The sequence below is a fragment of the Candidatus Poriferisodalis sp. genome, assembly GCF_965219595.1.
Classification (GTDB): domain Bacteria; phylum Actinomycetota; class Acidimicrobiia; order Acidimicrobiales; family Poriferisodalaceae; genus Poriferisodalis.
In genome coordinates this window covers 1,978,498-2,000,222 of the sequence record NZ_OZ244781.1, presented here as the reverse complement: position 1 = coordinate 2,000,222, position 21,725 = coordinate 1,978,498, and the positions used below count along the sequence as shown (strand labels likewise).

The following is a 21,725-nucleotide window of genomic DNA, read 5'->3' as shown; positions in this document are numbered from 1 at the left end:
GAGTCGGGAAACCACCTGCCGCAATCCGTCGACTCTGTGTGTGTCAGCGATCCTGGCCGAGGAGCATCTCGGCGGCTGCGTAGGGATCGAGCTCTCGGCGGGCCAGCTGCTGGCGCAGGCGCTCCGCAGCAGGCCCCTCGGTGAGGGCCGCTACGCGTTCGGCAATAGTGGCCCGCAAGACCTCATCAAGCTCGGTCTGCACCCTGGCCGCGCGGCGAGACTCAAGCTCGCCCGAGACTGTGCAGTGGTCGCGGTGCGCACAGATGGCATCCCATAACTCCGCTGCGCCTTCGCCGGTGGTGCCCACTGAGGTCAGGATCGGCGGGTCCCAATCGCCCGGCGCAGACAGATCCAGCATCTGGCGGATGTCACGGCAGGTCTCCGAGGTGCCGGGCCGGTCGGCCTTGTTCACCACGAAGATGTCGGCGATCTCCATGAGGCCCGCTTTGTTGGCCTGCACCGAGTCGCCCCAGCCGGGGTTCACCACCACCACGGTGGTGTCAGCCGCACCGACGATCTCCGTCTCGATCTGGCCGACGCCGACCGTCTCGATCAGCACCCAGGGCCAACCCAGTGCGTCGAGCACCCGTACGGCCAGCGGTGTCGCCAATGTCAGGCCGCCGAGGTGGCCCCGAGTTGCCATCGAGCGGATGTAGACGTCCTCGTCGAAGGTGTGGTCGGACATGCGCACACGGTCGCCCAGGATTGCGCCGCCGCTGAACGGCGACGACGGGTCAATCGCCAGCACCGCCAGCCGCTCGCCCCGCTCGCGTGCCACGCCGACGACGGCGGAGTTGAGCGTCGACTTGCCGGCCCCGGGCGCACCGGTGACGCCAACCGTGTGCGCGCTCCCTGATTGGGCGAACGTGACTGCGCCCAGCGCGCGCGCCTGCGAGCCGCCGCGTTCGACCAACGACATCACCCGTGCCAGGGCGCGGCGCTGTCCGCTGCGCGCAGCTTCGAGGAGCTCCGCCACATCGGCGGTGCGCGGATCGTCGGGTGGTGTCATCGGCGCGCCGACGGTAGCGACACGCGCCGAGGGCGGCACGTTTCAGCGACGCGTGATGCTGGCACCGAGACCGGCGAGCTTGCCGGCCAAATCCTCGTAGCCGCGGTCGATATGGGCAGCGCCGGCGACTTCCGTCTCGCCCGCGGCGGAGAGGCCGGCCACCACCAGCGCTGCGCCGGCGCGGATGTCGTGAGCACGCACCGGCGCCCCCGACAGGCGCTCCACGCCGCGCACAACAGCGTGGTGCCCCTCGGTGCGGATGTCGGCGCCCATCCGCCGCAGCTCGTCGATGTAGCGGAACCGGCCCGTGAAGATGTTCTCGGTGACGATTCCCACGCCGGAAGCCGTCGTGAGCATCGACACGAGGAACGGTTTGTAGTCGGTCGCGAGACCCGGGAACGGCAAGGTGGAGATGTCGGCTGACGCCAGCGGCTGGGTCACGGTTGCCCGCAGTCCCGCATCCTCAACGACGATGTGCATGCCCATCTCGGTGAGCTTGCGAATGAGCATGGTCATGTGCTCGGCCACCGCGTAACGCAGGAACACCGACCCGCCGCACATGCCGACCGCCGCAAGGAACGTGGCCGCCTCGATGCGGTCGGGAATCACCCGAAAGCCGTCGCCGGAGGGGGCAGGCGCCAACCGCTCCACGCCGTCGACCGTCAGGCGATCCCCTGACCAGCCGATCCGCGCACCCATCTGGTTGAGGAACTCGACGAGATCGCCGATCTCGGGTTCCCTGGCCGGATTCACGATGCGCGTGCGACCCTTGGCTCGCACCGCGGCCATCAGCACGTTCTCGGTCGCGCCGACCGAGGGGTACTCGAGCACCACCTCGCTGCCCCTCAGCACCTCTGCGGTCCCCGAGATGTCGCCGTGAGCAGTGCTGAACGTCGCACCCAGGCTCTCGAGTGCTCGCAGGTGCATATCGATCGGCCGCGGTCCGAAGTCGTCGCCGCCGGGCAGTGCCACCCGCGCGGTTCCGAAGCGCCCCAGCAGCGGGCCGAGCACCACGATCGACGCACGGATGCGCTCGACCAGGTGGTAGGGCGCCTCGGTGTTGAGCTCGGCGGGCACGTCGATGACGAGCCGGTGATCGGCACGCGTCACGGTCACGCCCATGGCCTCGAGCAGCTCGCACATGAGCGACACATCGGAGATGTGCGGCACGTTGGCCAGCACATGGCGCCCTTCCGCCAGCAGGCAGGCCGCCATCAGCTTGAGCACGCTGTTCTTGGCGCCGCCGATGTGCACTTCGCCGTCGAGCGCGCCGCTACGCCGCGTCACGAACGTGTCGCGCTCGCCGCTTACGGCAATGTCCACCGGCATAGCGATACCACCATTGAGGGTGCTTGCGGTAACGCGCTGCTGTCGGGCGATGCCGATGCAGGGCCGGTGCGTGTGCTAGGCCCGCCGCCGTGACCCGCCTCGTGCGCACGTTCGTGGCCGATGCCGACGAGGTGAATGCCCTGCTGCGCCCCCGCAACGACATCGTGGCCGAGACGCCGGTGAGCACGCACGACGGCAACCACCGCTTCGGCCTGGCGGAGGGGCCGTTCACCAGCTACTCGCGGCTGGTCGAGATCTCGCCGCTTGCGGAGCAGGAGGCTGGCCAGCCACACAGCGCAACAGGCAGCGTCGCGTCGCGCCACCATGTCACCGAGACGGTCGAGTGGCGTCTGGCGGTGCCGTGGTTCGGCCCGGTGTTCAACATCGCGGTGCGGCGCGCAATGCGCACCGGTCGCAGCGGCGACGGCAGCCAGCCCGTCTGGGCGCCTCCGCGGCGGTTCACCCCACGCGCCGCAACCGTCATGGCCATGCTCGCTGCTGCGGCGATGCTGAGCGGCTACCTCGCGAACGCGCCCTCCGAACTGCATACCTACGCCGCAGACGAGTTCGGTGCGGATCAAGCCGCCCAGGGAGTGCTGGGTGCCGTCGTTCGCATCGGGACACTGCTGGCGATCGGCGTGTCTGTGCTGGCCGACCGGCACGGCCGCCGGCGCGTCGTGGCAGGCGCCATGGGCGTTGGCATCGCTGCCGCCGCGCTCGCAGCGTTTGCGCCGAGCATGGTGTGGCTGGGCGCGTTCCTGCTGATCGGGCGGACGGCAAACGCGGCGCTCGGCGCGACCGTCGTCGTAATGGCGCTGGAGGAGATGCCCGCCGGCTGCAGGGCGTGGTGCCTGTCGGTGCTGGCCATGTCGGCTGCACTCGGAGCGGGCGTGGTGGTGTGGCTGCAGCCGATCTCGGATCTCGCGCCGTGGGCCTGGCGCCTGCTGTTCGCATTCCCGCTCATCGCGCTGGCGGCCGCTCGGCCGCTGCTCCGGCGGCTGCCCGAGAGTCGACGGTTCGAGCAGCGCGGCCGCGGTGTGATGCTGCGCGGCTACTGGCGACCGATTGCGCTGCTGGGTGCCATCTACCTGGCATTCGGCCTGTTCCTGGGTCCCATCGACTGGTTCCGCAATGAGTACCTGCGCGACGAGCACGGCTTCAGCGCGGCGTCGGTGTCGCTGTTCGTGCTGGGCACCGCGACGCCCGCCGGCCTCGCCGTCTACGCGGCCGGCAGACTCGCCGACTCCCGCGGACGCCGCATCATCCTCGCCGTCGCCTCGGTGCTCGGGCTCGGCTCGCTGGTGGCACTGTTCAACGTGTCCGGCGCCGCGCTGTGGCTCGCGGGCCTCGTCGGGGCAATGCTGTCGGCGGGACTGCTGCCTGCGCTCGGGGTGTACCGCGGCGAGCTGTTCCCCACTGCCCTGCGAGCGCGCGCCGCAACCATCACCGGTGCCATGGGCGTCGTCGGCGCTGCCATCGGCGTGCTCGTCGCGGGCGCGCTGCGCACCGCCTGGGGCAGCTTCGGCGATGTAATCGCGCTGCTGTGGGTGGGCCCGCTGGTGGCAGCCGCCGTCGCCGTGCTGTGGCTGACCGAGCGCAGCGGGCAGGAACTCGAAGAGCTGCACCCCGCCGATGCCGCAGCAGATCCCGAGGGTCCATGGTCGCACGGCTGCTGAACGATGTCGCGAGACTGCGCCGGGACATGATGAGGTTGCAATGCGCGTTGCCGAAGCACTCCTGCTGACGCCAGGTGCCGGTGGCGGCGCGGATCATCGCACGCTCGTCGACATCGACGAAGCGCTGTCGGGCCGCCTGCCCGTGCGCAGGCACGATTTCGCTTACCGGCGAGCCGGGCGACGGGCACCGCCGCGCGCCCCCAGCGTCGCCTCCGAAATGGTGGCCGACCTGCCCCAGATTGCTGCCGAGTTGGGCGTGTCGCCCGACGGCGTGGTGATCGGCGGCCGCTCGTTCGGCGGCCGTGTCTGCTCGATGGCAGTCGCCGATGGCGCACCGGCCGCGGGGCTCGTGCTGCTCAGCTACCCGCTGCATCCGCCCGAGCGGCCTGAGCGCCTCCGCACCGAGCACTTCAACCGGATCGGCGTGCCCTGCCTGTTCGTCTCGGGCACGCGAGACCCCTTTGCGACTCCCGACGAGCTGAGCGAGCACGCCGGGGCGATCCGGGGCTCGGTCACACTCAAGTTCATCGACGGCGCCCGGCACGATCCCAACTCGGTCGCGGCGCGCCAAGCCGTAGTCGAATACGTCGGCAACTGGCTCGACACGCTCGGAGTTTGAGCGCAGCGGCGAGACGCGATTCGATTCAGCCGTCGATTCGATCGATGATCATCTTGGCGATCTCCAGGCTCGAGGTGGCCGCAGGACTCGGGGCGTTCAGCACGTGGGTACTGCGGCTGGCGACCGTAATAGCGAAATCGTCCTCGAGCTCGCCGGCGGGATCCATGGCTTGGGCACGCACACCTGCGGGCGACGGCACGAGATCGCGCGATTCGATGTCGGGCACGAGCCGCTGCAGCGCCCGGGTGAACGCTGCCTTGTTCAGCGAGCGCCACACTTCGCCGGCTCCGGTGCGCCAGTAGCGCCGGGCGAGTCGCCACAGGCCGCGATTGGTGATGTGCTCACGCAGCTGCGCCCTGCTGACGTCGCGCCAGCCGTAGCCCTCGCGGGCCAGTGCAAGCACCGCGTTCGGGCCGGCGTGGATCGTGCCGTCGATCATGCGGGTCAGGTGCACCCCGAGGAACGGGAAGCTGGGATCGGGCACCGGGTAGATCAGGTTGTTGACGAGGTGCGAGCGCTCGGGCACCAACTCGTAGTACTCGCCGCGGAACGGGACGATCCGGTAACCATCCGCCGCACCGGCAAGCTCCGCCACCTGGTCGCACCGCAGCCCCGCGCAGTTCACGAGCCATGTCGCTTCCAGGTCCCCGGAGGTGGTGGCGATCCGGACGCGGTCTGCGGCAGGAGCGAGCCCGACAACAGCGGTGCCCATCCGCAGCTCGCCGCCGGCAGCGGCGATCTCTTCGATGAGCGCGTGGCACACAGCGGTGTAGTCAACGATTCCGGTGCTCGGGATGAACAGTGCCTCCACACCGGCGCAATAGGGCTCAAGCTCAGCAAGGCGGCGGGCGTCGATCAGCTCTGAGACCACGCCGTTGCTGGCCGCACGCTCAGCGAGCGCTGCCAGCCGCTCCCGCTCGGAGCTGTCCACCGCCACGATGACCTTGCCGCACACCTCGTGCGCAATGCCCCGCTCCCGGCAGAACTCGACCATCGAGCTGCGCCCTGCAACCGCCAGCTCGGCCTTGGCCGACCCCGGCCGGTAATACACGCCCGAGTGCAGCACGCCGGAGTTATGGCCGGTCTGGTGCAGCGCCGGCCGCTCCTCGGCCTCACAGACCACTATTCGCCGGCCCGGATGGTCTGCCAGATACCTGTGCGCTGTGGCCAAGCCGATGATGCCCGCCCCCACGACAACGAGATCGGCGCGGGCCGGCGAGGTCGAGGCGCTGGTCACCGGGGCGAAGCTACCGCCAGAGGCCTAATCAGCAGGCTCAACTCTCGACTCATCCTCTAGGGTCGGCGGCAATGAATGACAATCGCAGGTTCCGCAGCGATCGAGGTCGCGCCGGCGGTCCAGATCTCAGCCGTCAGGCCCCCGATCGCAACCTGGCACTCGAACTCGTGCGCACTACCGAGGCAGCGGCAATGGCGGCCTCACGCTGGATGGGCCGCGGCGACAAAGACGGCGCTGACGGCGCCGCGGTGGACGCCATGCGGGTGGTGCTGTCGACCGTGCCCATGGACGGCATCGTCGTGATCGGCGAGGGCGAGAAGGACGAAGCGCCGATGCTGTTCAACGGTGAGCTGATCGGCGACGGCACCGGGGCTCTGACCGATGTTGCGGTCGACCCGATCGACGGCACCACGCTGACCTCGCTGGGCAGGGGCAATGCCATCGCGGTGATCGCCGTCTCGCCGCGCGGCACCATGCTGGATCCCGGCCCGTGCGTCTACATGGAGAAGATCGCAGTGGGTCCAGACGCCAAGGGCGTGGTGGATCTGAACCGGTCGCCCGCAGAGAACCTGCGGGCTATCGCGGAAGCCACCGGGCAGGGTCTGCGCGACCTCACCGCTGTGGTGCTCGACCGCGATCGCCATTCCGAGCTGATCGGGGAGATCCGCGAGACCGGCGCGCGCATCAGGCTCATTCCCGACGGCGATGTGGCCGGTGCCATCTCCGCGGCCGCAAGCGACTCGACCGACGTGCTGTTCGGCATCGGTGGCACGCCCGAAGGCATCATCTCCGCAGCGGCGCTGAAGTGCCTCGGCGGCGAGCTGCAGGGCCGGCTGTGGCCCCGCAACGACCACGAGCGCCAGGCAGCGGTCGCCGCCGGCTACGACCTCGACCGGGTGCTGCACATCGACGATCTCGTCCAGTCCGACGACGTCTTCTTTGCTGCCACCGGCATCACCGACGGCGAGTTGCTGCACGGCGTGAAGTTCACCGCGCATCGCGCCACCACCGACTCGCTCGTGATGCGCTCCCGCAGCGGCACCGTGCGCCACATCAAGGCCACCCACGACATCGACAAGCTCAGCGCCTACGCCGCGGTGGACTTCACCTGAGCCATGGCAGCCTCCGCGAACATTCCCGCGCCCGACGATCTCGAAGAAGGCACAGACGCCCACATCGACTTCGGCAAGGTGGCCCAGATCGGCCGTGACGGCCACCAGGTCGTGCCCGTCGTGCTGCAGGACGCCGACAGCGGCGACGTGCTGTTCATCGGCTACGCCAACGACGAGGCGCTGCGGCTCACGTTCGAGCGACGCAGCGCTGTGCTCTATTCCACGTCGCGCAACGAGATCTGGCACAAGGGCGCCACCTCGGGTGACACCCTGTCACTCGTCGACGTGCGTGTGAACTGCGAGCAGAACTCGCTGCTGTACCGGGTGCGGCGCGACGGCGGCGGCGCGTGCCACACCCGCGACGCCAACGGCAACTCCCGGCCGGGCTGCTACTACCGCGCCGTCGACAGCCCCACCGAGCTGCGCCACCTGGACGGCTGAACGAGCGGGCGCGGCTATTCGTCGAAGTCCTCCGGCATCAGCACGAACTCGGGGTATGCCTCGATGCCGAGTTCGCCGGAATCCTGCCCAAGCTGCTCCACCGTCTTGGAGACTCGCAGACCTATCACGAGGTCCAGAACCTTCCAGACGATGAACGATGAGATGAACACGAAGGCGCCGACGGAGACGATGCCGAGCAGCTGAATGTGGAGCTGAGCACCCGCCGCGATCGCTGTTGCCAGTGTTCCCCAGATGCCGCAGACGAGGTGCGCCGGGATGGCGCCGACCACGTCGTCCACCTTGATCAGCTCGAGACCCTTGATGGCGGCTGTGCAGATCACGCCGCCGATGGCGCCGATGATGATCGCCCACCAGTGCTCGGTGATAGCTGGCCCCGCGGTGATGGACACCAGGCCGCCGAGGGCACCATTGAGCCCGGCGAACAGGTCGATGCGCCCGAGCAAGCTGCGGGACACCGCCAGCGCGGCGACCACCCCTGCGGCTGCAGCCAGATTGGTGTTGACGAGCACGTTGCTCATCGCCACTGCGTCGACCACGCTGCCGAGCGCGAGCTGCGAACCGCCGTTGAAGCCGAACCAGCCCAGCCACAGGATAAAGACGCCCAGCGTCACGATGAGCACGTTCGACGGCGGTGTGGGTCGCACCGAGCCGTCCTTGCGGAATTTGCCGAGCCTCGGACCTACCACCAGCACGCCGGCCAGGGCTGCCCAGCCGCCGGTGCTGTGCACGATCGTCGAGCCCGCGAAGTCCTGGAAACCCTGCTGGGACAGCCAGCCGCCGCCCCAGGTCCACGCCCCCACGATCGGGTAGATGATGGCAGTCAGGATCAGCGTGAACGCGAAGAACGACCACATCTTGATGCGTTCGGCGATGGCTCCCGAGACCACCGACGCCGCGGTCGCCACGAACACCATCTGGAAGAACCAGTCCGACATGACCGAATAACCGTTGGCGGCAACTGCCGCCTCGGCAGCGGCGTCGCCGTCCAGCAAGGCCAGTTCGTCGCCGCTCGGCCCATACAGGAACGTGAATGAGCCCCATAGGTCGCCGACGTCGACGTACATGAGGTTGTAGCCGAGGAAATAGAACGCGAGGCCGGCGATCGAATAGATGCCGATGTTCTTCAGGCAGATCATCGACGCGTTCTTGGTGCGGACGGCTCCGGCTTCGAGCATCGTGAAGCCGGCGGCCATCCACATGATCAGCGCGCCCCACACCAGGAACATGAAGGTGTTGAGGACGAACTGACCCGTGGGCTCGATCATGAGAAGTCCTTTCCGGGCTGTCGCAGGACTCTCATATGTTTGCAGGCACCACTCCGACGCCACGACATTCTTGGACCAAACGGCCAGGCCGCGATCAGCGGCTACGCGTAGCGGCTCTGGGAGATGCGGCGACTGCGCTCAGTCGGCGCTGGCAACTGCGATGCGTGTCTCGGCCCATGCCAGGGCCGCCTTGGCCTCGTCATCGTCGGCGTCGGCCGCGACTGCGGCTTGCGCCGCTTCGAGGTCGGCCTGCGCAGCAGCCACGTCGATCTCGTCGGCCGCAAACGCGGCGTCGCTGAGGATCGTCACCACGTTGTTGCTGACCTCCACGAAGCCGCGGTTGAGCGCCAGCGTCACGATGCCGTCGGATGCCCAGAGCTGGGTTTGGCCGATGTCGAGTGCGCCGATGAAGGCTGCGTGGTGGTCCAGGAAAGCGATGTCGCCATCCACCGTGCGCGTCACCACTTGGCTGCACTCGCCGCTGAACAGCACCGCTTCGGGCGAGACAAGTTCAACCTGCATGTGGCTCGACCTTCATCGGATCCGTCTCGGGGAGTCCGCGCCGCTCAGGCCCCGGCCTGCGCCAGGTCGCGGGCCTTGGCCATCGCCGACTCGGCGTTGCCGACATTGAGGAACGCCTGCTCGGGCAGGTCGTCGAGATCGCCGTTGCACAGCATCTCGAACGACTCGATGGTCTCCGAGACCGGCACGAAGATGCCCGGCAGGCCGGTGAAGACCTCGGCCACGAAGAATGGCTGGCTCAGGAAGCGCTGGATCTTGCGGGCCCGGTCGACGGTGATGCGGTCTTCCTCGGACAGCTCGTCGAGGCCCAGGATGGCGATGATGTCCTGTAGCTCCTTGTAGCGCTGCAGGATCTCCTGGGTGCGCCGAGCCACGTTGTAATGCCGGTCGCCCACCACTTCAGGGCTGAGGATGGTGGAGGTGGATGCCAGCGGGTCCACGGCCGGGTAGATGCCCAGCGAGGCAATCTGCCGGCTCAGCTCGGTGGTCGCATCGAGGTGCGTGAAGGTGGTGAACGGCGCCGGGTCGGTGTAGTCGTCGGCGGGCACGTACACGGCCTGCAGTGACGTGATCGAGTGGCCCGACGTCGAGGTGATGCGTTCCTGGAGCTCGCCCATCTCGTCGGCGAGGTTGGGCTGGTAGCCCACTGCCGAGGGCATGCGGCCCAGCAGGGTGGACACCTCGGAGCCTGCCTGCACGAAGCGGAAGATGTTGTCGACGAACAGCAGCACCTCCTGGCCCTGCACGTCGCGGAAGTACTCGGCCATCGTGAGCGCCGACAGCGCCACTCGCAGCCGGACACCCGGCGGCTCGTCCATCTGACCGAAGACCAGCGCCGTCTTCTCGAGCACGCCGGATTCCTCCATCTCGAGATAGAGGTCGGTGCCCTCGCGGGTGCGCTCCCCCACCCCGGCGAACACCGACACGCCACCGTGCTGGGAGGCGACGCGGTTGATCATCTCGGTGATGAGCACCGTCTTGCCCACGCCGGCACCGCCGAACAGGCCGATCTTGCCGCCCTCCACGTAGGGCTCGAGCAGGTCGATGACCTTGATGCCCGACTCGAACATGGTGGCCTTGGGCTCCAAGGTGTCGAACGCGGGCGCCGGGCGGTGGATCTCCCAGCGGTCGGCGATGTCGTCGGTGACATCGGCACCGTCAAGCGGTTGGCCGAGCACGTTGAAGATGTGCCCGAGCACGCCGTCTCCGACTGGCACGGTGATGCCTTGGCCGGTGTTGACGACCGCCATGCCGCGTGTGAGCCCGTCGGTGGCCTTCATCGACACAATGCGGACACGGTTGTCGCCGATCTGCTGGGCGACCTCGCCAGTGATCGTGACCGGTTGGCCCTCGAGCTCGACGTGCATCTCCACGGCGGTATTGATCTCGGGGATCTCGCCGGGCGGGAACTCCGCGTCGACGACCGGCCCGGCGATGGCCACAACCCGGCCATCGGCGTGCTCGGCTGCGTCTCCCGCAGTTCGTTCTTCGGTCATCGTCATGTCTGTCACTCCTTGGAGCAGAGCGGAGGTTCGGTGGGGTTACTCGCGTGCACGGAACAAGTCCGCCGTGCGGGCTTCGATGGTGTCGGAGAGCAGGTCGACTTCGCCGCCGGTCTGTGCAAGCGCCTCGGCGCCGCCGACGATCTCCATGATCTCGGTGGTGATGGCGTCCTGGCGGGCACGGTTCATGACGCGCGTCAGGTTGATCTTCAGTTCCTCGGCGTTGTCGGTGGCCGCCTTCATGGCCCGCTGGCGGGCTGCATGCTCCGACGCTGAGGCCTCGAGCAGCGCCGAGTAGAGCCGGGCTTCGGCATAGCGCGGCAGCAGCCGTTCCAGGATGACAGCGGGTTCGGGCTCGAACTCATAGCCGCCCTCGGGACCGCCCGCCGAGCTCTCGGCGCCGTCTGCTTCGTCGAGCTCACCCGTGTCGAGCGGCATGAACGGCACGATGGCCACCGACTGATTTCCCATGGAGTGGAACTGGGTGTAGGCGAGCATCACCCGCTGGCAGCCGTTCTCGAACAGCTCCGTCGCCGCCGCGGCAACCTGCTGAGCGTCGGCGTAGCTGGGTTGGTCGCTGAAGCCCTCGAATCCTGCTGCGATGCGATAGTTGCGGAAGCGGAAGTACCCGAGCGCCTTGCGCCCTGACAGCACCAGCTCGTAGTCACGGCCCTCCGCTGCGTCAGCAGCGATGGCCCGCTCAGTGGCCCGCAGGACGTTGTTGTTGTACCCACCACACAGACCGCGGTCTGCGGCGATGGCCACGTAGGCGACCTTGGTCACCTCGGCCGGCTCGCGCAGCAGCGGGTGGTCAGCTTCGCCGCCGGCGGACGCCAAGTTGGCGATGACCGCGGTCACCTTGTCGCTGTAGGGCCGTGCTGCCCGCACTCGGGCCTGGGCTCGGACGATGCGTGAGGCAGCGATCAGCTCCATGGCGCGCGTGATCTTCTTGGTGGCGTCGATCGACCTGATGCGACGCCGGAGAATGCGCTCCTGACCGCTTGCCATCGGTGCTCAGTCCCTCGCTCAGTCCTCGCCGCCGGCGTCTGCATCGGCTGCCGCACCGTCGCTGCCTTCGGCAGTGCCCACGAACTGGGCGGTGAATGCCTCGACGGCCGCCTGCAGCGAGGCCGCGTCGACATCGCCAGTGGAGCGGATGTCCGACATCAATGCGCTGTGGCGGGTGCTCATGTAGGCCAGCAGTTCGTCCTCGTAGCGGTTCACATCGTCGACTTCGATGCCGTCGACGTAGCCGTTGGTGCCCGCATAGATCACCACCACCTGCTCTTCGACCGGCATCGGCGAATTGAGCCCCTGCTTGAGCAGCTCGACGAGCCGGTAGCCGCGGCCGAGCTGCGCCGCTGACACGGCGTCGAGCTCGGAACCGAACGTGGCGAATGCCTCGAGGTCACGGAACTGGGCCAGGTCGATTTTGAGCGTGCCGGCCACACTCTTCATCGCCTTGGTCTGCGCAGCAGATCCCACCCGCGACACGGAGATTCCCACGTCCACCGCCGGCCGCACGCCGGACTTGAATAGGTCGTCCTGCAGGTAGATCTGGCCGTCGGTGATCGAGATCACGTTGGTCGGGATGTACGCCGAGACGTCGCCTGCCTTGGTCTCGATGATCGGCAGCGCCGTGAGCGAGCCCGCGCCGTTGGCATCGGACAGCTTGGCGGCACGCTCGAGCAGCCGGCTGTGGAGATAGAAGACGTCTCCCGGGTAGGCCTCACGGCCGGGCGGGCGACGCAGCAGCAGTGACAGCTGGCGGTAGGCCTCGGCCTGCTTGGACAGGTCGTCATAGACGATGAGGGCGTGATCGCCGGTCTCCATCCAGTGCTGGCCCATGGCGCAGCCCGCGTACGGCGCCAGATACTTGAACGGCGCCGGGTCTGACGCAGGCGCCGACACCACCACCGTGTACTCCATGGCGCCGCGTTCACGCAGCGTGTTCACCACCTGCGCAACCGTCGAGCCCTTCTGCCCGATGGCCACGTAGATGCACTTCACGCCGAGGCCGGCCTGATTCAGAATTGTGTCAACGGCGACCGACGTCTTGCCGGTCTTGCGGTCGCCGATGATGAGCTCGCGCTGGCCCCGCCCGACGGGTGTCATCGAGTCGATGGCCTTGATGCCCGTCTGCAGCGGCTCGTGCACGGGCTTGCGGCCCATCACGCCGGGAGCCTGGATCTCCATGCGCCGCTCGACGGCCCCGGTGATCTCGCCCTGGCCGTCGATCGGCTGGCCGAGCGCGTTCACGACCCGGCCCAGCACTGTGTCGCCGACCGGCACGGACAGGATGCGGCCCGTGGCCCGCACTGCCTGGCCTTCCTCGATGTGCTCGACGCTGCCGAGCACGACAGCGCCGATCGACTCCTCGTCGAGGTTCAGCGCCAGGCCCACATCGCCGCTCTGGAACTCGAGGATCTCGTTCACCGAGCAGCCGGGCAGGCCCGAGACACGGGCGATGCCGTCACCGACTTCGAGAATGCGTCCGACGGTGCCCGACTCGATCGAGGGATCGAAGCCTTCGAGATTCCGGCGAATCGCAGAGGTGATATCGGCTGTGTTGATGGAAAGATCGGTCACGACAGGCGCTCCTTCATCTGGTCGAGCCGGGTGCGAACCGAGCCGTCGAAGACTGTGTCGCCAATCTGAGCGGTCAGTCCTCCGATGATCTCGGTGTCGACTACGACATGGACGGTCACGTTGCGGCCGCTGGCACGGCTCAGTGCGTCGGCCACGCGGGCGATTTGCTGGTCGGTCAGCGCGACTGCCGAGCGAACTTCGGCTACTGCCTCGCCTCGCGTGGCTGCAGCCAGCTCCAACGCTTCGGCCGCAATGGCCTCGAGGTCGCCGCCCCGGCCGGCGCCCACCAGCATCGCCACCACATTCAGGGTGACTGGTGAGGCAGTAGAAGCCAGCAGGTCTTCCACGATGCCGATGCGGCGCGAGGCAGGGACGGAACGGTCCGACAGCACGCGGCGCAGCTCTTCGTTGCTCGATGCAGCCCGTCCCACCGACGCCAACTCAGAGGTGACCCGGTCGAGCACGTCTTCGGCCTGGGCGATGGCGACCACGGCACCGGCGTAGCCCTCGGTTCGCTCGCTCATCGGTCGATCCTGATCATCAGTTCAACTCCTGTGGGGTCCGCCGCCTGCCGTTGCAGCCATGGCGGTGCTGCGGGCGACGGCGGGAACCTTCGGCGGGATGGCTCAGTTCGCCACCCGCTCGATGTAGTCCTCGATCAACTGGGCATGCGCCGCCTCGTCGAGGCTGGCCATCACTACCTGCTCAGCGGCACCTACCGCGATCGAAGTGATGTCGGCCCGCACCTCGGCCATGGCGCGTTCGCGAGCGGCCTCGATGTCGGCCTCGGCCTGCGCACGTCGCTCGGCGATCTCGGGCTCGATGGCCGCCAGCCGCTCCTGGCGGACTTCCTCGGCCTGCGCGCGCGCTTCCTCGATGATGCGTGCCGCTTCCGCGTTGGCCTCGGCCAGGCGAGCGTCATAGGACGCACGCAGCTCCTCGGCTTCGGTCTTGGCGGTGGCTGCGGCGTCGAGGTCGCCCTGGATGCGCTCGGTGCGCGCCTCCATCGCCCGCTTGATGGGCGGCAGCGCGAACTTCCACATCACGAAGAGCAAGATCGCGAACGCAATCGTGCCCCAGACCACCTCGAACAGTTCGGGGATGATCGGGTTGGATGACTCGCCCTCGGACGCTGCGAGCAGGCCGGATGCCAGTGCGTTCACTGCCGCCTCCTACGCGAAGTTGAGCAGGATGAACACCACGAAACCGATGAGGGCCAGTGCCTCGGTGAACGCGATGCCCAAGAACATGGTCGTGCGGACCATGCCTGCTGATTCGGGCTGGCGAGCCATCGCGGTGATGGCGTTGCCGACGACGAGGCCGATGCCGACGCCCGGGCCGATGGCTGCGAGGCCATAGCCGAGGCCGGCGCCGAGCGCCTTGAGGCCGTCAACTGCGTTATCCGCTTGTGCGAGCAAGTCCATTACTCGTTTTCTCCTGTGTTGTATCGGATCTTGGGGCAGGGGCCAAAGCGCCGGGGCACTGTGCGGCCGGTGGTCGGTGGGAACTGGATGATCTGAACTGAGAGTGGGCCTAGTGCTCGGGGTGCAGTGCGGCACCGATGTAGACGGCCGTGAGGATGGTGAAGATGAACGCTTGGAGGACCGCCACCAAGATCTCAAACCCCGTGAGGCCTATCAGCATGAGGAACGGAGCAGGCGTGATGATGACCAGCCAAGTGGGCGTGCTGTCAGTGAGCGCCAGCCAGAACACGGTGTGAGACAGCACAGCGAACGTCACCAGCAGCAGGTGGCCGGCGAGCATGTTGGCGAAGAGCCGCACCGCCAGCGAGAACGGCCGCACGACAAACGTGGACACGACCTCGATGAGCGCCACCAGCGGGAGCAGCGCCTTGGGCACGCCCGGCGGGATCGCCACGTTCTTTAGGTAGCCGAAGAAGCCGTGATGCTTGATGCCGATGCCGTTGAACACCAGCCACACCAAGATCGCGAGCGTGGCCGGCATCGCCATGCGCGCGTTGGCCGGGAAGTGAATCAGCGGCACAACCTCAGTGATGTTCGAGAAGAAGATGAACAGGAACATCGACAGCAGGAACGGCAGGTAGCGCAGCCCGTCGGGGCCGATGGATTGCATGATGATGTTCTCGCGGACGAACCCGACTGACGTCTCCGCCACCGTCTGGATGCCGCGGGGAGCGACGATGACCTCCGACCGGTCGTAGCGACGCTTGGCCATCACGAAGATCGCCAGCGAGGCCGCGCAGGCGAAGAGGTAGATGATGCCGACCTTGTTCAGCGCGTACCAAGCGTTGGTTCCATCGTCGTGCCCGAAGAGGCCCGGCCACTCCAAGAGGTGCCCGATGTCGGGGAAGGTCAGCGCTAGCAGGTTCACTTCTGCTCCTTGCCGGGACGTTGGAGATCAAGGCCTGGGGCTGCGAGCCGCAGGGAAACATAGCGGATCTCCCACGCAAGCAGACCGAGATGGCTCGCGACGATGGTGATCGCGATGGGCACGGGCTCGAAGAAGCCGAGCGGACTGACCGCGAGGACGATGCCGGCGAGCACTGCGAGCCGCACGATGAAGCCGCCCAGCGTGGCGCCCATGAGCGCGACCGGTGAGGTGCGCGCGCCCCACGCCATCAGCGCTGCGGCTGCCGCGAGATTGCCGATGACCAGCACATAGCCGAGTGCCGACGAGAGCGCCCCGCCTATGCCCCAGATGAACCCGCTGACGACAACCCAGGCCGGAAACACCCACAGACTGCGGCGCGCCATGTCGAACGCAAGGTCGCGCTCAGGAGAGCTGTCGACGGCGGCGGAACTCACGCTGCCACGGGCGGAGTCGGTTCGGGCGGTTCCGAGGCGTCGAGCGATACGCCGACCGGCAGCGATGCAGGAACGTCGAGGTCGCTGTCGCGATGGATGCCCCGTCGATCGGAGGGACGGCTCGCAGCCAGCTCCTGCTCATGGATCTGCATTCGCTCGGCGTAGCGATACCACTCAACGAGGAGCTTCACGACGAACGCGGTCATACCGAAGCTCAGCGCAAGCCACGGCCCGGTGCCCCACCAGCGATCCAAGCCGAACCCCGCCGCTGCGAATATTGCCGGAGTCATCACGATCTCGAAGGCCTTGGCCAGACCGTCCTCACTGCCTTTGCCGCCGACGGGGCTGCGTGCCATGCGCACAGGTTACGAGCGTCAACAGCTGCGAGGCGGGTAGTCGGCACAGGACTTGGCGACGTCACGCAACCCGGCGAGAATTGCTATAGATCCGTATATCGTTATGTCATGTCATCAGAGCCTGATATCCCGACCAATCACTCCGGCACCGACTCACCGTCCCCCGACGCCGTAGCGCTGGGCTATTCGCGTGTGTCCACAGTCGAGCAGTCCCGCAGCGGGCTGGGGATCGCAGCGCAGCAGTCCGCCATCGACGGCTGGGCCGCCAGCCGCCCCGACAGGACCGCGGTAGAGCATCACAGCGAGAACGGCACGAGCGGCATGCTCGCGCCCGACGAGCGGCCTGTGCTCAGCGTGCTGCTGGACCGGCTGGCCGATCCCGCCGACCCGGCCGGCACCCTCGTGGTGTCGCGGCTCGATCGACTCGGGCGCAGCGTCATCGATGTGCTCGCGCTGATGGACCGCGCGGAACGGGAGGGCTGGTCGGTGGTGATGCTCGACCTCAACGTCGACACCACCACCCCCGCCGGACTCATGATCGCGACTGTGATGGCCTCTATGGCCCGCATGGAGCGCGACATGACCGCCGAGCGCACCCGCCTGGCGCTCGCCGAACGCGCCGCCGCAGGAGTGCGGTTGGGGCGCCCCGTCAGCGACCAGACGCGGTCAGCGGCACAGCGTGCCGAGCAGCTGACAGCAGACGGGCTCACCCTTCGCGCCGTCGCGGACGCGCTCACTGCGGAGGGCTTGCCCCGCGCCACTGGCGATAGGCAACGGCCATGGAACGCCATGGCCGTCAAACGCGCCCTGCACACCCTGCGACTCGACCGCCGAGCTGCCGCCAAAGCAGCCCACACCGCCACAACCGGCAGCGACAACACGCTCAGCGACTGCCGCTAGTCCGTACGCCCTACGACAGCAGCCTCGCCACCGCCATCAAGCTCATTCGTACCGGGCTGCGGCTGCTGACCGCCCCAGTGCGGCCCCGAGCGCACGCAGGACATCGTGTGTAAACCACGGAACCCACCCCGACGCCCGCCAATGCGGCTGCCGGTCTGCGCGCGAGGCCTGCGGCACCAACCCAACGTGACACGCGCGGAACCCCTCAGCGCCGACCCCAAGGACTTCCGCAAGAGGAGGCTGCAGCCCGCCCGGGACAGGGCGCTACCGCGCACTTGGGCGCACCGACAGCCCGCCCAACGCTCAGCCCGACAGGCCCCCAACAGCTGCCTCGCGACGCTGCCGCTTAGGACCCGCCGCGGGATAGGTTCGGGCGTGTAGTTTGCTTGAGAGTCAAGCACTAAGCCCCTTGCAGCGACTGAGATCACTCGGCTTGACCCGTGGCGGATCCTTAGCATCACGCTGATACAACACGACAGCACGCCAGAGACAAAGGCCGCCGCCGCACAATACAGCAGCAATAACCACCAACATCGGAACACCTAGGCCAAGCAAGACAACAACTGTCCAGTAACTTGCAAAAGCCACGCAAAAATACACGAGCATATATTTCCGCCCTGTACGCGTTTTCCGTGGTGCCTCCGTAGCACTCATGAATTCAGGATAGCAGGTAGCAGTCATCGGCCTAACGCCTCACAGGCGTCGGCCCAGCCGTCGGCACAATCGCGCTCGTTCTGAATCCGCGTCAGCTCGTTTTTGTCGAGCTGGCCCGCCAGCCACTTCTGCGTGGCTTTGTCTACGTCGTAGTCATCGATGCGGCCGTTGTGATTGAAGTCGCCGGGAATGCCGGAGTCATCGTCTTCAGCTTTGCTTTCGTCTCCGTCATCGCTCTCGCCGTCATCGTTGCCACTTGGGTGACCGTTCCCAAAAGCAACAAGCGCTCCAGCCACCGTGGCACTACATACACCTGCGCCCCCGCCTATCGTCCATGAAACCCAAGCTGGCGCTGCTGCGCCCCCTGTGGCAACGGTCGTTTTGACAGCTAATGCAACCAATGCAGTGCAGCCCGCAGTAGTGGCCAAGCTCACAATGAATACTTGCACGGGTTCAGGTGTTTTGTCCCAAACACGCTGCATCTCTTTACCAAATTCTGCTGTTATTTCGGCGTTTTGCAACGCTGATTCACCGGTGTCTTCAGCAATCTTGTTGAGAATGTCACGGACTTTCCTTGCAACGCTGTCCCCAACGTTCTTGATGGCCCCGAGTACGTCCGAATCTGGGCATTGTGCCGGACGTGCAGGCGGCGCGTAATGCGTACCAGTGTTGGCATCGTTCTTGTTGATCGTCTCGATCAACGCCCTCGCATAATCACCGCAGGGGTCGGTACTGCCGCCGGTACCTGTTCCTGTGCCGGAGCCTGAGCCGCTGCCCGAGCCCGAGCCGCCCGAGCCCGAACCGGAACCGGAGCCGGAGCCGCTGCCATCGCCGCCACCGGAGTCATCGCTGCCGTCACCAGAGTCGGCACCGTCATCGGTGTCGCCGCTGTCGTCGCCGCCGTCGCCCGAGCCGTCGGTCTGGCGGTTTGAGCGCGTCCCTTTCTGGCCGCTCTTGCCACCCGAGTCATCGTCGCCGCCATCATCGGAGCCGCCGCCATCGTCGCTGCCGTCGGCGTTGGGGTCGTGGTTTTCGTTGGTGGACGGGGCGGGGTAGCAGTTCGGGTAGGTGCCGATCATCCCTTCGCCGCAGGAGGGCGCGGGACGGCGACCGCCGCCGCCGGCTCCGTGGCTGTGGGCGACGTTCTCGTTCCAGCACTGGTTGCCGGCGAAGGGGTCATAGGCGCAGCGGCGCACGGTGACGCCGTGAGCGCCGGCGGGCGCCGCGGCGATGACGGTGAGCGTGGACGCTGCGACGAGCAGCGCGCACAGCGCTGCGAGGGTTCGTTTGGTCATGGGGACTGCCTTGGGTCGGTTCGGGTGGATGCGGGTGATCCACGACCGCGCCGGCCGCTGGGAGGGAACCCATGCAATTTGTTGCCGCCCGCAGGGCCGGCACGGCCCCTTGCGGGGCCTCGGTCGCGAATCGTTCGTTTTGCGGACGCCGAAACCGAACCGAGACATGCACATTCAGGCCCTCGGTGCCCGAGCCAGCCTGGCGGGCAGCAGCAGAGCGGAAGCCCAGCAGGCATGCGGGTTCGGGGCCTGCTGCGGGCACCGCCGCGCGGCGGCCGGTCTACGCCGGGCGGCGGGGTTGTGAGGCCTGTTCGGGCGAGGTACTATACGAACGTTTACAGAACGCTCGAAAACCTGCTCTGACCAGCGGCTTCAGACCGCCTCGAAGCGAGCGGAACGGCCTGCTGGACGCTCGCCGAGACGCATCTCAGCCGAAGCTCCGGCGTGACAGGCAACCAGATATATCAAAATACATGGAGATAGTCAGCACGGCTGATCGCGGGTCAGCGACTCAACAGCCGTAGGGCGGGTGGGCGGCGCAGAGTTCGGCGACTTCCGCGCGCACCTGGGCGATGACGGCCTCATCGTCGGGGGCGCTCAGCACGCGCGCGGTGAACTCGGCAATCTTCGTCATCTCGTCTGGCCCCATGCCCTGGGTGGTGACCGATGGGGTGCCCATCCGCAAGCCGCTCGTCACGAACGGCGAACGCGGGTCGTCGGGGATGGCGTTGCGGTTCAGCGTGATGCCGGCCGCATCGAGCGCCTCCTGGGCCACCTTGCCCGTCAGGTCGGCGTCGAAGGTGCGCAGGTCGATCAGCAGCAGGTGGTTGTCGGTTCCGCCGGAGACCAGCCGGAAACCGTGATTGCCGAGCGCATTGGCCAGCGCCGCGGCGTTGGCGACGATACGCGCCTGGTAGTCGGCGAACTCAGGACGGGCGGCCTCGGCGAAGCCCACCGCCTTGGCCGCGACGGCATGGTCGAGCGGCCCGCCTTGGCTGCCGGGGAACACCGCCGAGTCGATGCGCTTGGCGTATTCCTGGGTGGACAGGATCGCTCCGCCGCGCGGCCCGCGCATCGTCTTGTGCGTGGTGAACGTGACGATGTCGGCGAACGGGACCGGATTCGGGTGCACCCCTCCCACGATCAACCCGGCGATATGGGCTGCATCGAACATGAACACCGCTCCGGTCTCGTCGCAGATCTCGCGGAACGGTGCCGGGTCGATGCGGCGGGGATACGCCGTGGCGCCTGCCACGATCAGCTTGGGCCGGTGCTCACGAGCCAGCCCGGCCATGGCTTCGTAGTCGATGCGCTCGTCGCTGCGAGTCAGTCCGTAGCTGACGAAGTTGTAGAGCTTGCCGCTGGCATTCACCGGCGATCCGTGGGTGAGGTGACCGCCGTGATCGAGGCTCATGCCCATCACCGTGTCGCCGATGTCGAGCAGCGCGAGGTACACCGCGGCGTTGGCCTGCGACCCTGAATGGGGCTGCACGTTCGCATGCTCTGCGCCGAAGAGCGCCTTCACCCGGTCGATCGCCAGCTGCTCGGCCGTGTCGGCATTGGCATTGCCGCCGTAGTAGCGACGGCGGGGGTAGCCCTCGCTGTACTTGTTGGTGAGCACGCTGCCGGTGGCCGCCATGACCGCAGGCGAGGCGAAGTTCTCCGAGGCGATGAGCTGGATCGTGGTCATCTGGCGCTCGAGTTCGGCTGCCAGCACGGCATCGATCTCGGGATCGCCGAGCGGTGCCCAGCTCGCTGCAGTGGGGTGCATTCGGGTCATGAAGCTGTGTCTCCTTGCGGTGTTCCTCGGTGAGCCCTCGGAGGCCGGGGCGGTTTCAGCGCCGGCCCAGTGCGTCGATCTTGTCCACCCGTCGCTGATGCCGTCCGCCTTCGAACGCCGCTGCGAGGTACGCATCGAGCGCCGCTACCGCGCCGCCGGGATCCAACAGACGGGCGCCGAGGCAGATCACGTTGGCATCGTTGTGCTCGCGAGCGAGCCGGGCCGATGTCTCGTCGTGCACGGTGGCCGCACGGATGCCGGCCACCTTGCCGGCGGCCATCGCGATGCCGATGCCGCTGCCGCACACGGCCACACCGAGGTCTGCCGTCCGGTTCGCCACCGCCATTCCGACGGCCTCGCCGAAATCGGGGTAGTCGACCGACTCCGGGCCGTTGGTGCCCAGGTCGACCACCTCGTATCCGCTGCCGCGCAAGTGCTGCGCCAAGCGGTCTTTGAGTTCCCAGCCGGCGTGATCGGCAGCGAGCGCAATGGTCAGCGTCGTAGGGGTGTGCGTGTCGCCGTGAGCCACCGTGCAAGTCTCGCAGCGGTCGCCGCCGCTCAGGTGCCGGTTTCGGTAGGAATTTCAGGAGATTCCAGCGCTTCGGGTCCTGCAACTGCGAGAGATGGGAAAC

22 protein-coding genes are annotated in these 21,725 nt (G+C 67.4%); 5 read left to right on the top strand and 17 right to left on the bottom strand.

Annotated elements, in window-relative coordinates:
- Positions 1-43: 43 nt before the first annotated feature.
- Positions 44-1,009 carry a methylmalonyl Co-A mutase-associated GTPase MeaB gene (gene meaB / locus ACOQPE_RS08930; protein WP_420608575.1) on the bottom strand — a complete coding sequence of 322 codons (966 nt, stop codon included), beginning with the start codon at positions 1,007-1,009 and terminating at the stop codon, positions 44-46.
- Positions 1,010-1,051: 42 nt separating this feature from the next.
- Positions 1,052-2,332, bottom strand: coding sequence for a UDP-N-acetylglucosamine 1-carboxyvinyltransferase (murA, locus tag ACOQPE_RS08925; protein WP_420608574.1), 1,281 nt, complete (start codon positions 2,330-2,332; stop codon positions 1,052-1,054).
- Positions 2,333-2,427: 95 nt separating this feature from the next.
- Between murA and ACOQPE_RS08920 the strand changes: the two genes are divergently transcribed.
- Both ACOQPE_RS08920 and ACOQPE_RS08915 read left to right on the top strand, forming a co-directional pair.
- Positions 2,428-4,014: an MFS transporter gene (locus ACOQPE_RS08920; protein WP_420608573.1), complete on the top strand. Its 1,587-nt coding sequence runs from the start codon at positions 2,428-2,430 to the stop codon at positions 4,012-4,014.
- A 40-nt stretch (positions 4,015-4,054) separates the two neighbouring features.
- Positions 4,055-4,633, top strand: coding sequence for an alpha/beta family hydrolase (locus ACOQPE_RS08915; RefSeq protein WP_420608572.1), 579 nt, complete (start codon positions 4,055-4,057; stop codon positions 4,631-4,633).
- A gap of 25 nt (positions 4,634-4,658) precedes the next feature.
- Here the strand turns inward: ACOQPE_RS08915 and lhgO are convergent, their stop codons facing one another.
- On the bottom strand, positions 4,659-5,870 hold the full coding sequence (gene lhgO / locus ACOQPE_RS08910) for an L-2-hydroxyglutarate oxidase (RefSeq protein ID WP_420608571.1): 1,212 nt from the start codon (positions 5,868-5,870) through the stop codon (positions 4,659-4,661).
- 71 nt (positions 5,871-5,941) lie between these two features.
- On the opposite strand from lhgO, the gene glpX reads away from it, so the two are divergent.
- Both glpX and ACOQPE_RS08900 read left to right on the top strand, forming a co-directional pair.
- A complete protein-coding gene (gene glpX / locus ACOQPE_RS08905; protein ID WP_420608570.1) occupies positions 5,942-6,982 on the top strand; it encodes a class II fructose-bisphosphatase in 1,041 nt (346 codons plus the stop codon).
- Between the two features lie 3 nt (positions 6,983-6,985).
- Positions 6,986-7,423 carry a phosphoribosyl-AMP cyclohydrolase gene (locus tag ACOQPE_RS08900; protein ID WP_420608569.1) on the top strand — a complete coding sequence of 146 codons (438 nt, stop codon included), beginning with the start codon at positions 6,986-6,988 and terminating at the stop codon, positions 7,421-7,423.
- A 14-nt stretch (positions 7,424-7,437) separates the two neighbouring features.
- On the opposite strand, the gene ACOQPE_RS08895 is transcribed toward ACOQPE_RS08900, so the two are convergent.
- From ACOQPE_RS08895 to ACOQPE_RS08845, 11 genes are all read right to left on the bottom strand, one after another.
- Positions 7,438-8,772, bottom strand: a complete 1,335-nt coding sequence (locus tag ACOQPE_RS08895) for an ammonium transporter (RefSeq protein ID WP_420608568.1) — start codon at positions 8,770-8,772, stop codon at positions 7,438-7,440.
- 75 nt (positions 8,773-8,847) lie between these two features.
- Complete coding sequence (gene atpC / locus ACOQPE_RS08890; protein WP_420608567.1) at positions 8,848-9,231, bottom strand: ATP synthase F1 subunit epsilon; 384 nt, start codon at positions 9,229-9,231, stop codon at positions 8,848-8,850.
- A gap of 44 nt (positions 9,232-9,275) precedes the next feature.
- Positions 9,276-10,733, bottom strand: a complete 1,458-nt coding sequence (gene atpD / locus ACOQPE_RS08885) for a F0F1 ATP synthase subunit beta (protein ID WP_419854286.1) — start codon at positions 10,731-10,733, stop codon at positions 9,276-9,278.
- A gap of 39 nt (positions 10,734-10,772) precedes the next feature.
- Positions 10,773-11,741: a F0F1 ATP synthase subunit gamma gene (locus ACOQPE_RS08880; protein ID WP_420608566.1), complete on the bottom strand. Its 969-nt coding sequence runs from the start codon at positions 11,739-11,741 to the stop codon at positions 10,773-10,775.
- Positions 11,742-11,759: 18 nt separating this feature from the next.
- Positions 11,760-13,322, bottom strand: a complete 1,563-nt coding sequence (gene atpA / locus ACOQPE_RS08875) for a F0F1 ATP synthase subunit alpha (RefSeq protein ID WP_420608565.1) — start codon at positions 13,320-13,322, stop codon at positions 11,760-11,762.
- Positions 13,319-13,846: an ATP synthase F1 subunit delta gene (gene atpH, locus ACOQPE_RS08870; protein WP_420608564.1), complete on the bottom strand. Its 528-nt coding sequence runs from the start codon at positions 13,844-13,846 to the stop codon at positions 13,319-13,321. The genes atpA and atpH overlap by 4 nt, the downstream gene beginning before the upstream one ends.
- A 102-nt stretch (positions 13,847-13,948) precedes the next feature.
- Complete coding sequence (gene atpF / locus ACOQPE_RS08865; RefSeq protein WP_420608563.1) at positions 13,949-14,485, bottom strand: F0F1 ATP synthase subunit B; 537 nt, start codon at positions 14,483-14,485, stop codon at positions 13,949-13,951.
- A 9-nt stretch (positions 14,486-14,494) separates the two neighbouring features.
- Positions 14,495-14,746 carry an ATP synthase F0 subunit C gene (atpE, locus tag ACOQPE_RS08860; RefSeq protein ID WP_420608562.1) on the bottom strand — a complete coding sequence of 84 codons (252 nt, stop codon included), beginning with the start codon at positions 14,744-14,746 and terminating at the stop codon, positions 14,495-14,497.
- Between the two features lie 109 nt (positions 14,747-14,855).
- Positions 14,856-15,674: a F0F1 ATP synthase subunit A gene (atpB, locus tag ACOQPE_RS08855; RefSeq protein ID WP_420608561.1), complete on the bottom strand. Its 819-nt coding sequence runs from the start codon at positions 15,672-15,674 to the stop codon at positions 14,856-14,858.
- Complete coding sequence (locus tag ACOQPE_RS08850; RefSeq protein ID WP_420608560.1) at positions 15,671-16,108, bottom strand: ATP synthase subunit I; 438 nt, start codon at positions 16,106-16,108, stop codon at positions 15,671-15,673. The genes atpB and ACOQPE_RS08850 overlap by 4 nt, the downstream gene beginning before the upstream one ends.
- The gene (locus tag ACOQPE_RS08845) at positions 16,105-16,464 is read right to left on the bottom strand and encodes an AtpZ/AtpI family protein (RefSeq protein WP_420608559.1); all 360 of its coding nucleotides are present in this window, start codon (positions 16,462-16,464) and stop codon (positions 16,105-16,107) included. The genes ACOQPE_RS08850 and ACOQPE_RS08845 overlap by 4 nt, the downstream gene beginning before the upstream one ends.
- 108 nt (positions 16,465-16,572) lie before the next feature.
- Here ACOQPE_RS08845 and ACOQPE_RS08840 point away from each other — a divergent pair, with 108 nt between their 5' ends.
- Entirely contained in the window at positions 16,573-17,364 is a 792-nt protein-coding gene (locus ACOQPE_RS08840) for a recombinase family protein (RefSeq protein WP_420608558.1), read from the top strand.
- Positions 17,365-18,041: 677 nt separating this feature from the next.
- Here ACOQPE_RS08840 and ACOQPE_RS08835 read toward each other — a convergent pair.
- The 3 genes from ACOQPE_RS08835 to rpiB all read right to left on the bottom strand — a co-directional run bounded on the left by ACOQPE_RS08835 (position 18,042) and on the right by rpiB (position 21,622).
- The gene (locus ACOQPE_RS08835) at positions 18,042-19,097 is read right to left on the bottom strand and encodes a hypothetical protein (protein ID WP_420608557.1); all 1,056 of its coding nucleotides are present in this window, start codon (positions 19,095-19,097) and stop codon (positions 18,042-18,044) included.
- Positions 19,098-19,824: 727 nt separating this feature from the next.
- Positions 19,825-21,084 (bottom strand): serine hydroxymethyltransferase, encoded by a 1,260-nt coding sequence (glyA, locus tag ACOQPE_RS08830; RefSeq protein ID WP_420611377.1) that lies wholly within the window; start codon positions 21,082-21,084, stop codon positions 19,825-19,827.
- Between the two features lie 64 nt (positions 21,085-21,148).
- A complete protein-coding gene (gene rpiB, locus ACOQPE_RS08825) occupies positions 21,149-21,622 on the bottom strand; it encodes a ribose 5-phosphate isomerase B (RefSeq protein ID WP_420608556.1) in 474 nt (157 codons plus the stop codon).
- Between the last annotated feature and the right edge of the window lie 103 nt (positions 21,623-21,725).

Coding starts and splice junctions, on each gene's coding strand:
- ACOQPE_RS08835 (WP_420608557.1), bottom strand. CDS start 19,097: ATGATCGGCACCTACCCGAACTGCTACCCCGCCCCGTCCACCAACGAA.
- atpE (WP_420608562.1), bottom strand. CDS start 14,746: ATGGACTTGCTCGCACAAGCGGATAACGCAGTTGACGGCCTCAAGGCG.
- atpD (WP_419854286.1), bottom strand. CDS start 10,733: ATGACGATGACCGAAGAACGAACTGCGGGAGACGCAGCCGAGCACGCC.
- ACOQPE_RS08840 (WP_420608558.1), top strand. CDS start 16,573: ATGTCATCAGAGCCTGATATCCCGACCAATCACTCCGGCACCGACTCA.
- glyA (WP_420611377.1), bottom strand. CDS start 21,084: ATGCACCCCACTGCAGCGAGCTGGGCACCGCTCGGCGATCCCGAGATC.
- atpC (WP_420608567.1), bottom strand. CDS start 9,231: ATGCAGGTTGAACTTGTCTCGCCCGAAGCGGTGCTGTTCAGCGGCGAG.
- meaB (WP_420608575.1), bottom strand. CDS start 1,009: ATGACACCACCCGACGATCCGCGCACCGCCGATGTGGCGGAGCTCCTC.
- ACOQPE_RS08880 (WP_420608566.1), bottom strand. CDS start 11,741: ATGGCAAGCGGTCAGGAGCGCATTCTCCGGCGTCGCATCAGGTCGATC.
- atpH (WP_420608564.1), bottom strand. CDS start 13,846: ATGAGCGAGCGAACCGAGGGCTACGCCGGTGCCGTGGTCGCCATCGCC.
- glpX (WP_420608570.1), top strand. CDS start 5,942: ATGAATGACAATCGCAGGTTCCGCAGCGATCGAGGTCGCGCCGGCGGT.
- ACOQPE_RS08845 (WP_420608559.1), bottom strand. CDS start 16,464: ATGGCACGCAGCCCCGTCGGCGGCAAAGGCAGTGAGGACGGTCTGGCC.
- ACOQPE_RS08900 (WP_420608569.1), top strand. CDS start 6,986: ATGGCAGCCTCCGCGAACATTCCCGCGCCCGACGATCTCGAAGAAGGC.
- ACOQPE_RS08915 (WP_420608572.1), top strand. CDS start 4,055: ATGCGCGTTGCCGAAGCACTCCTGCTGACGCCAGGTGCCGGTGGCGGC.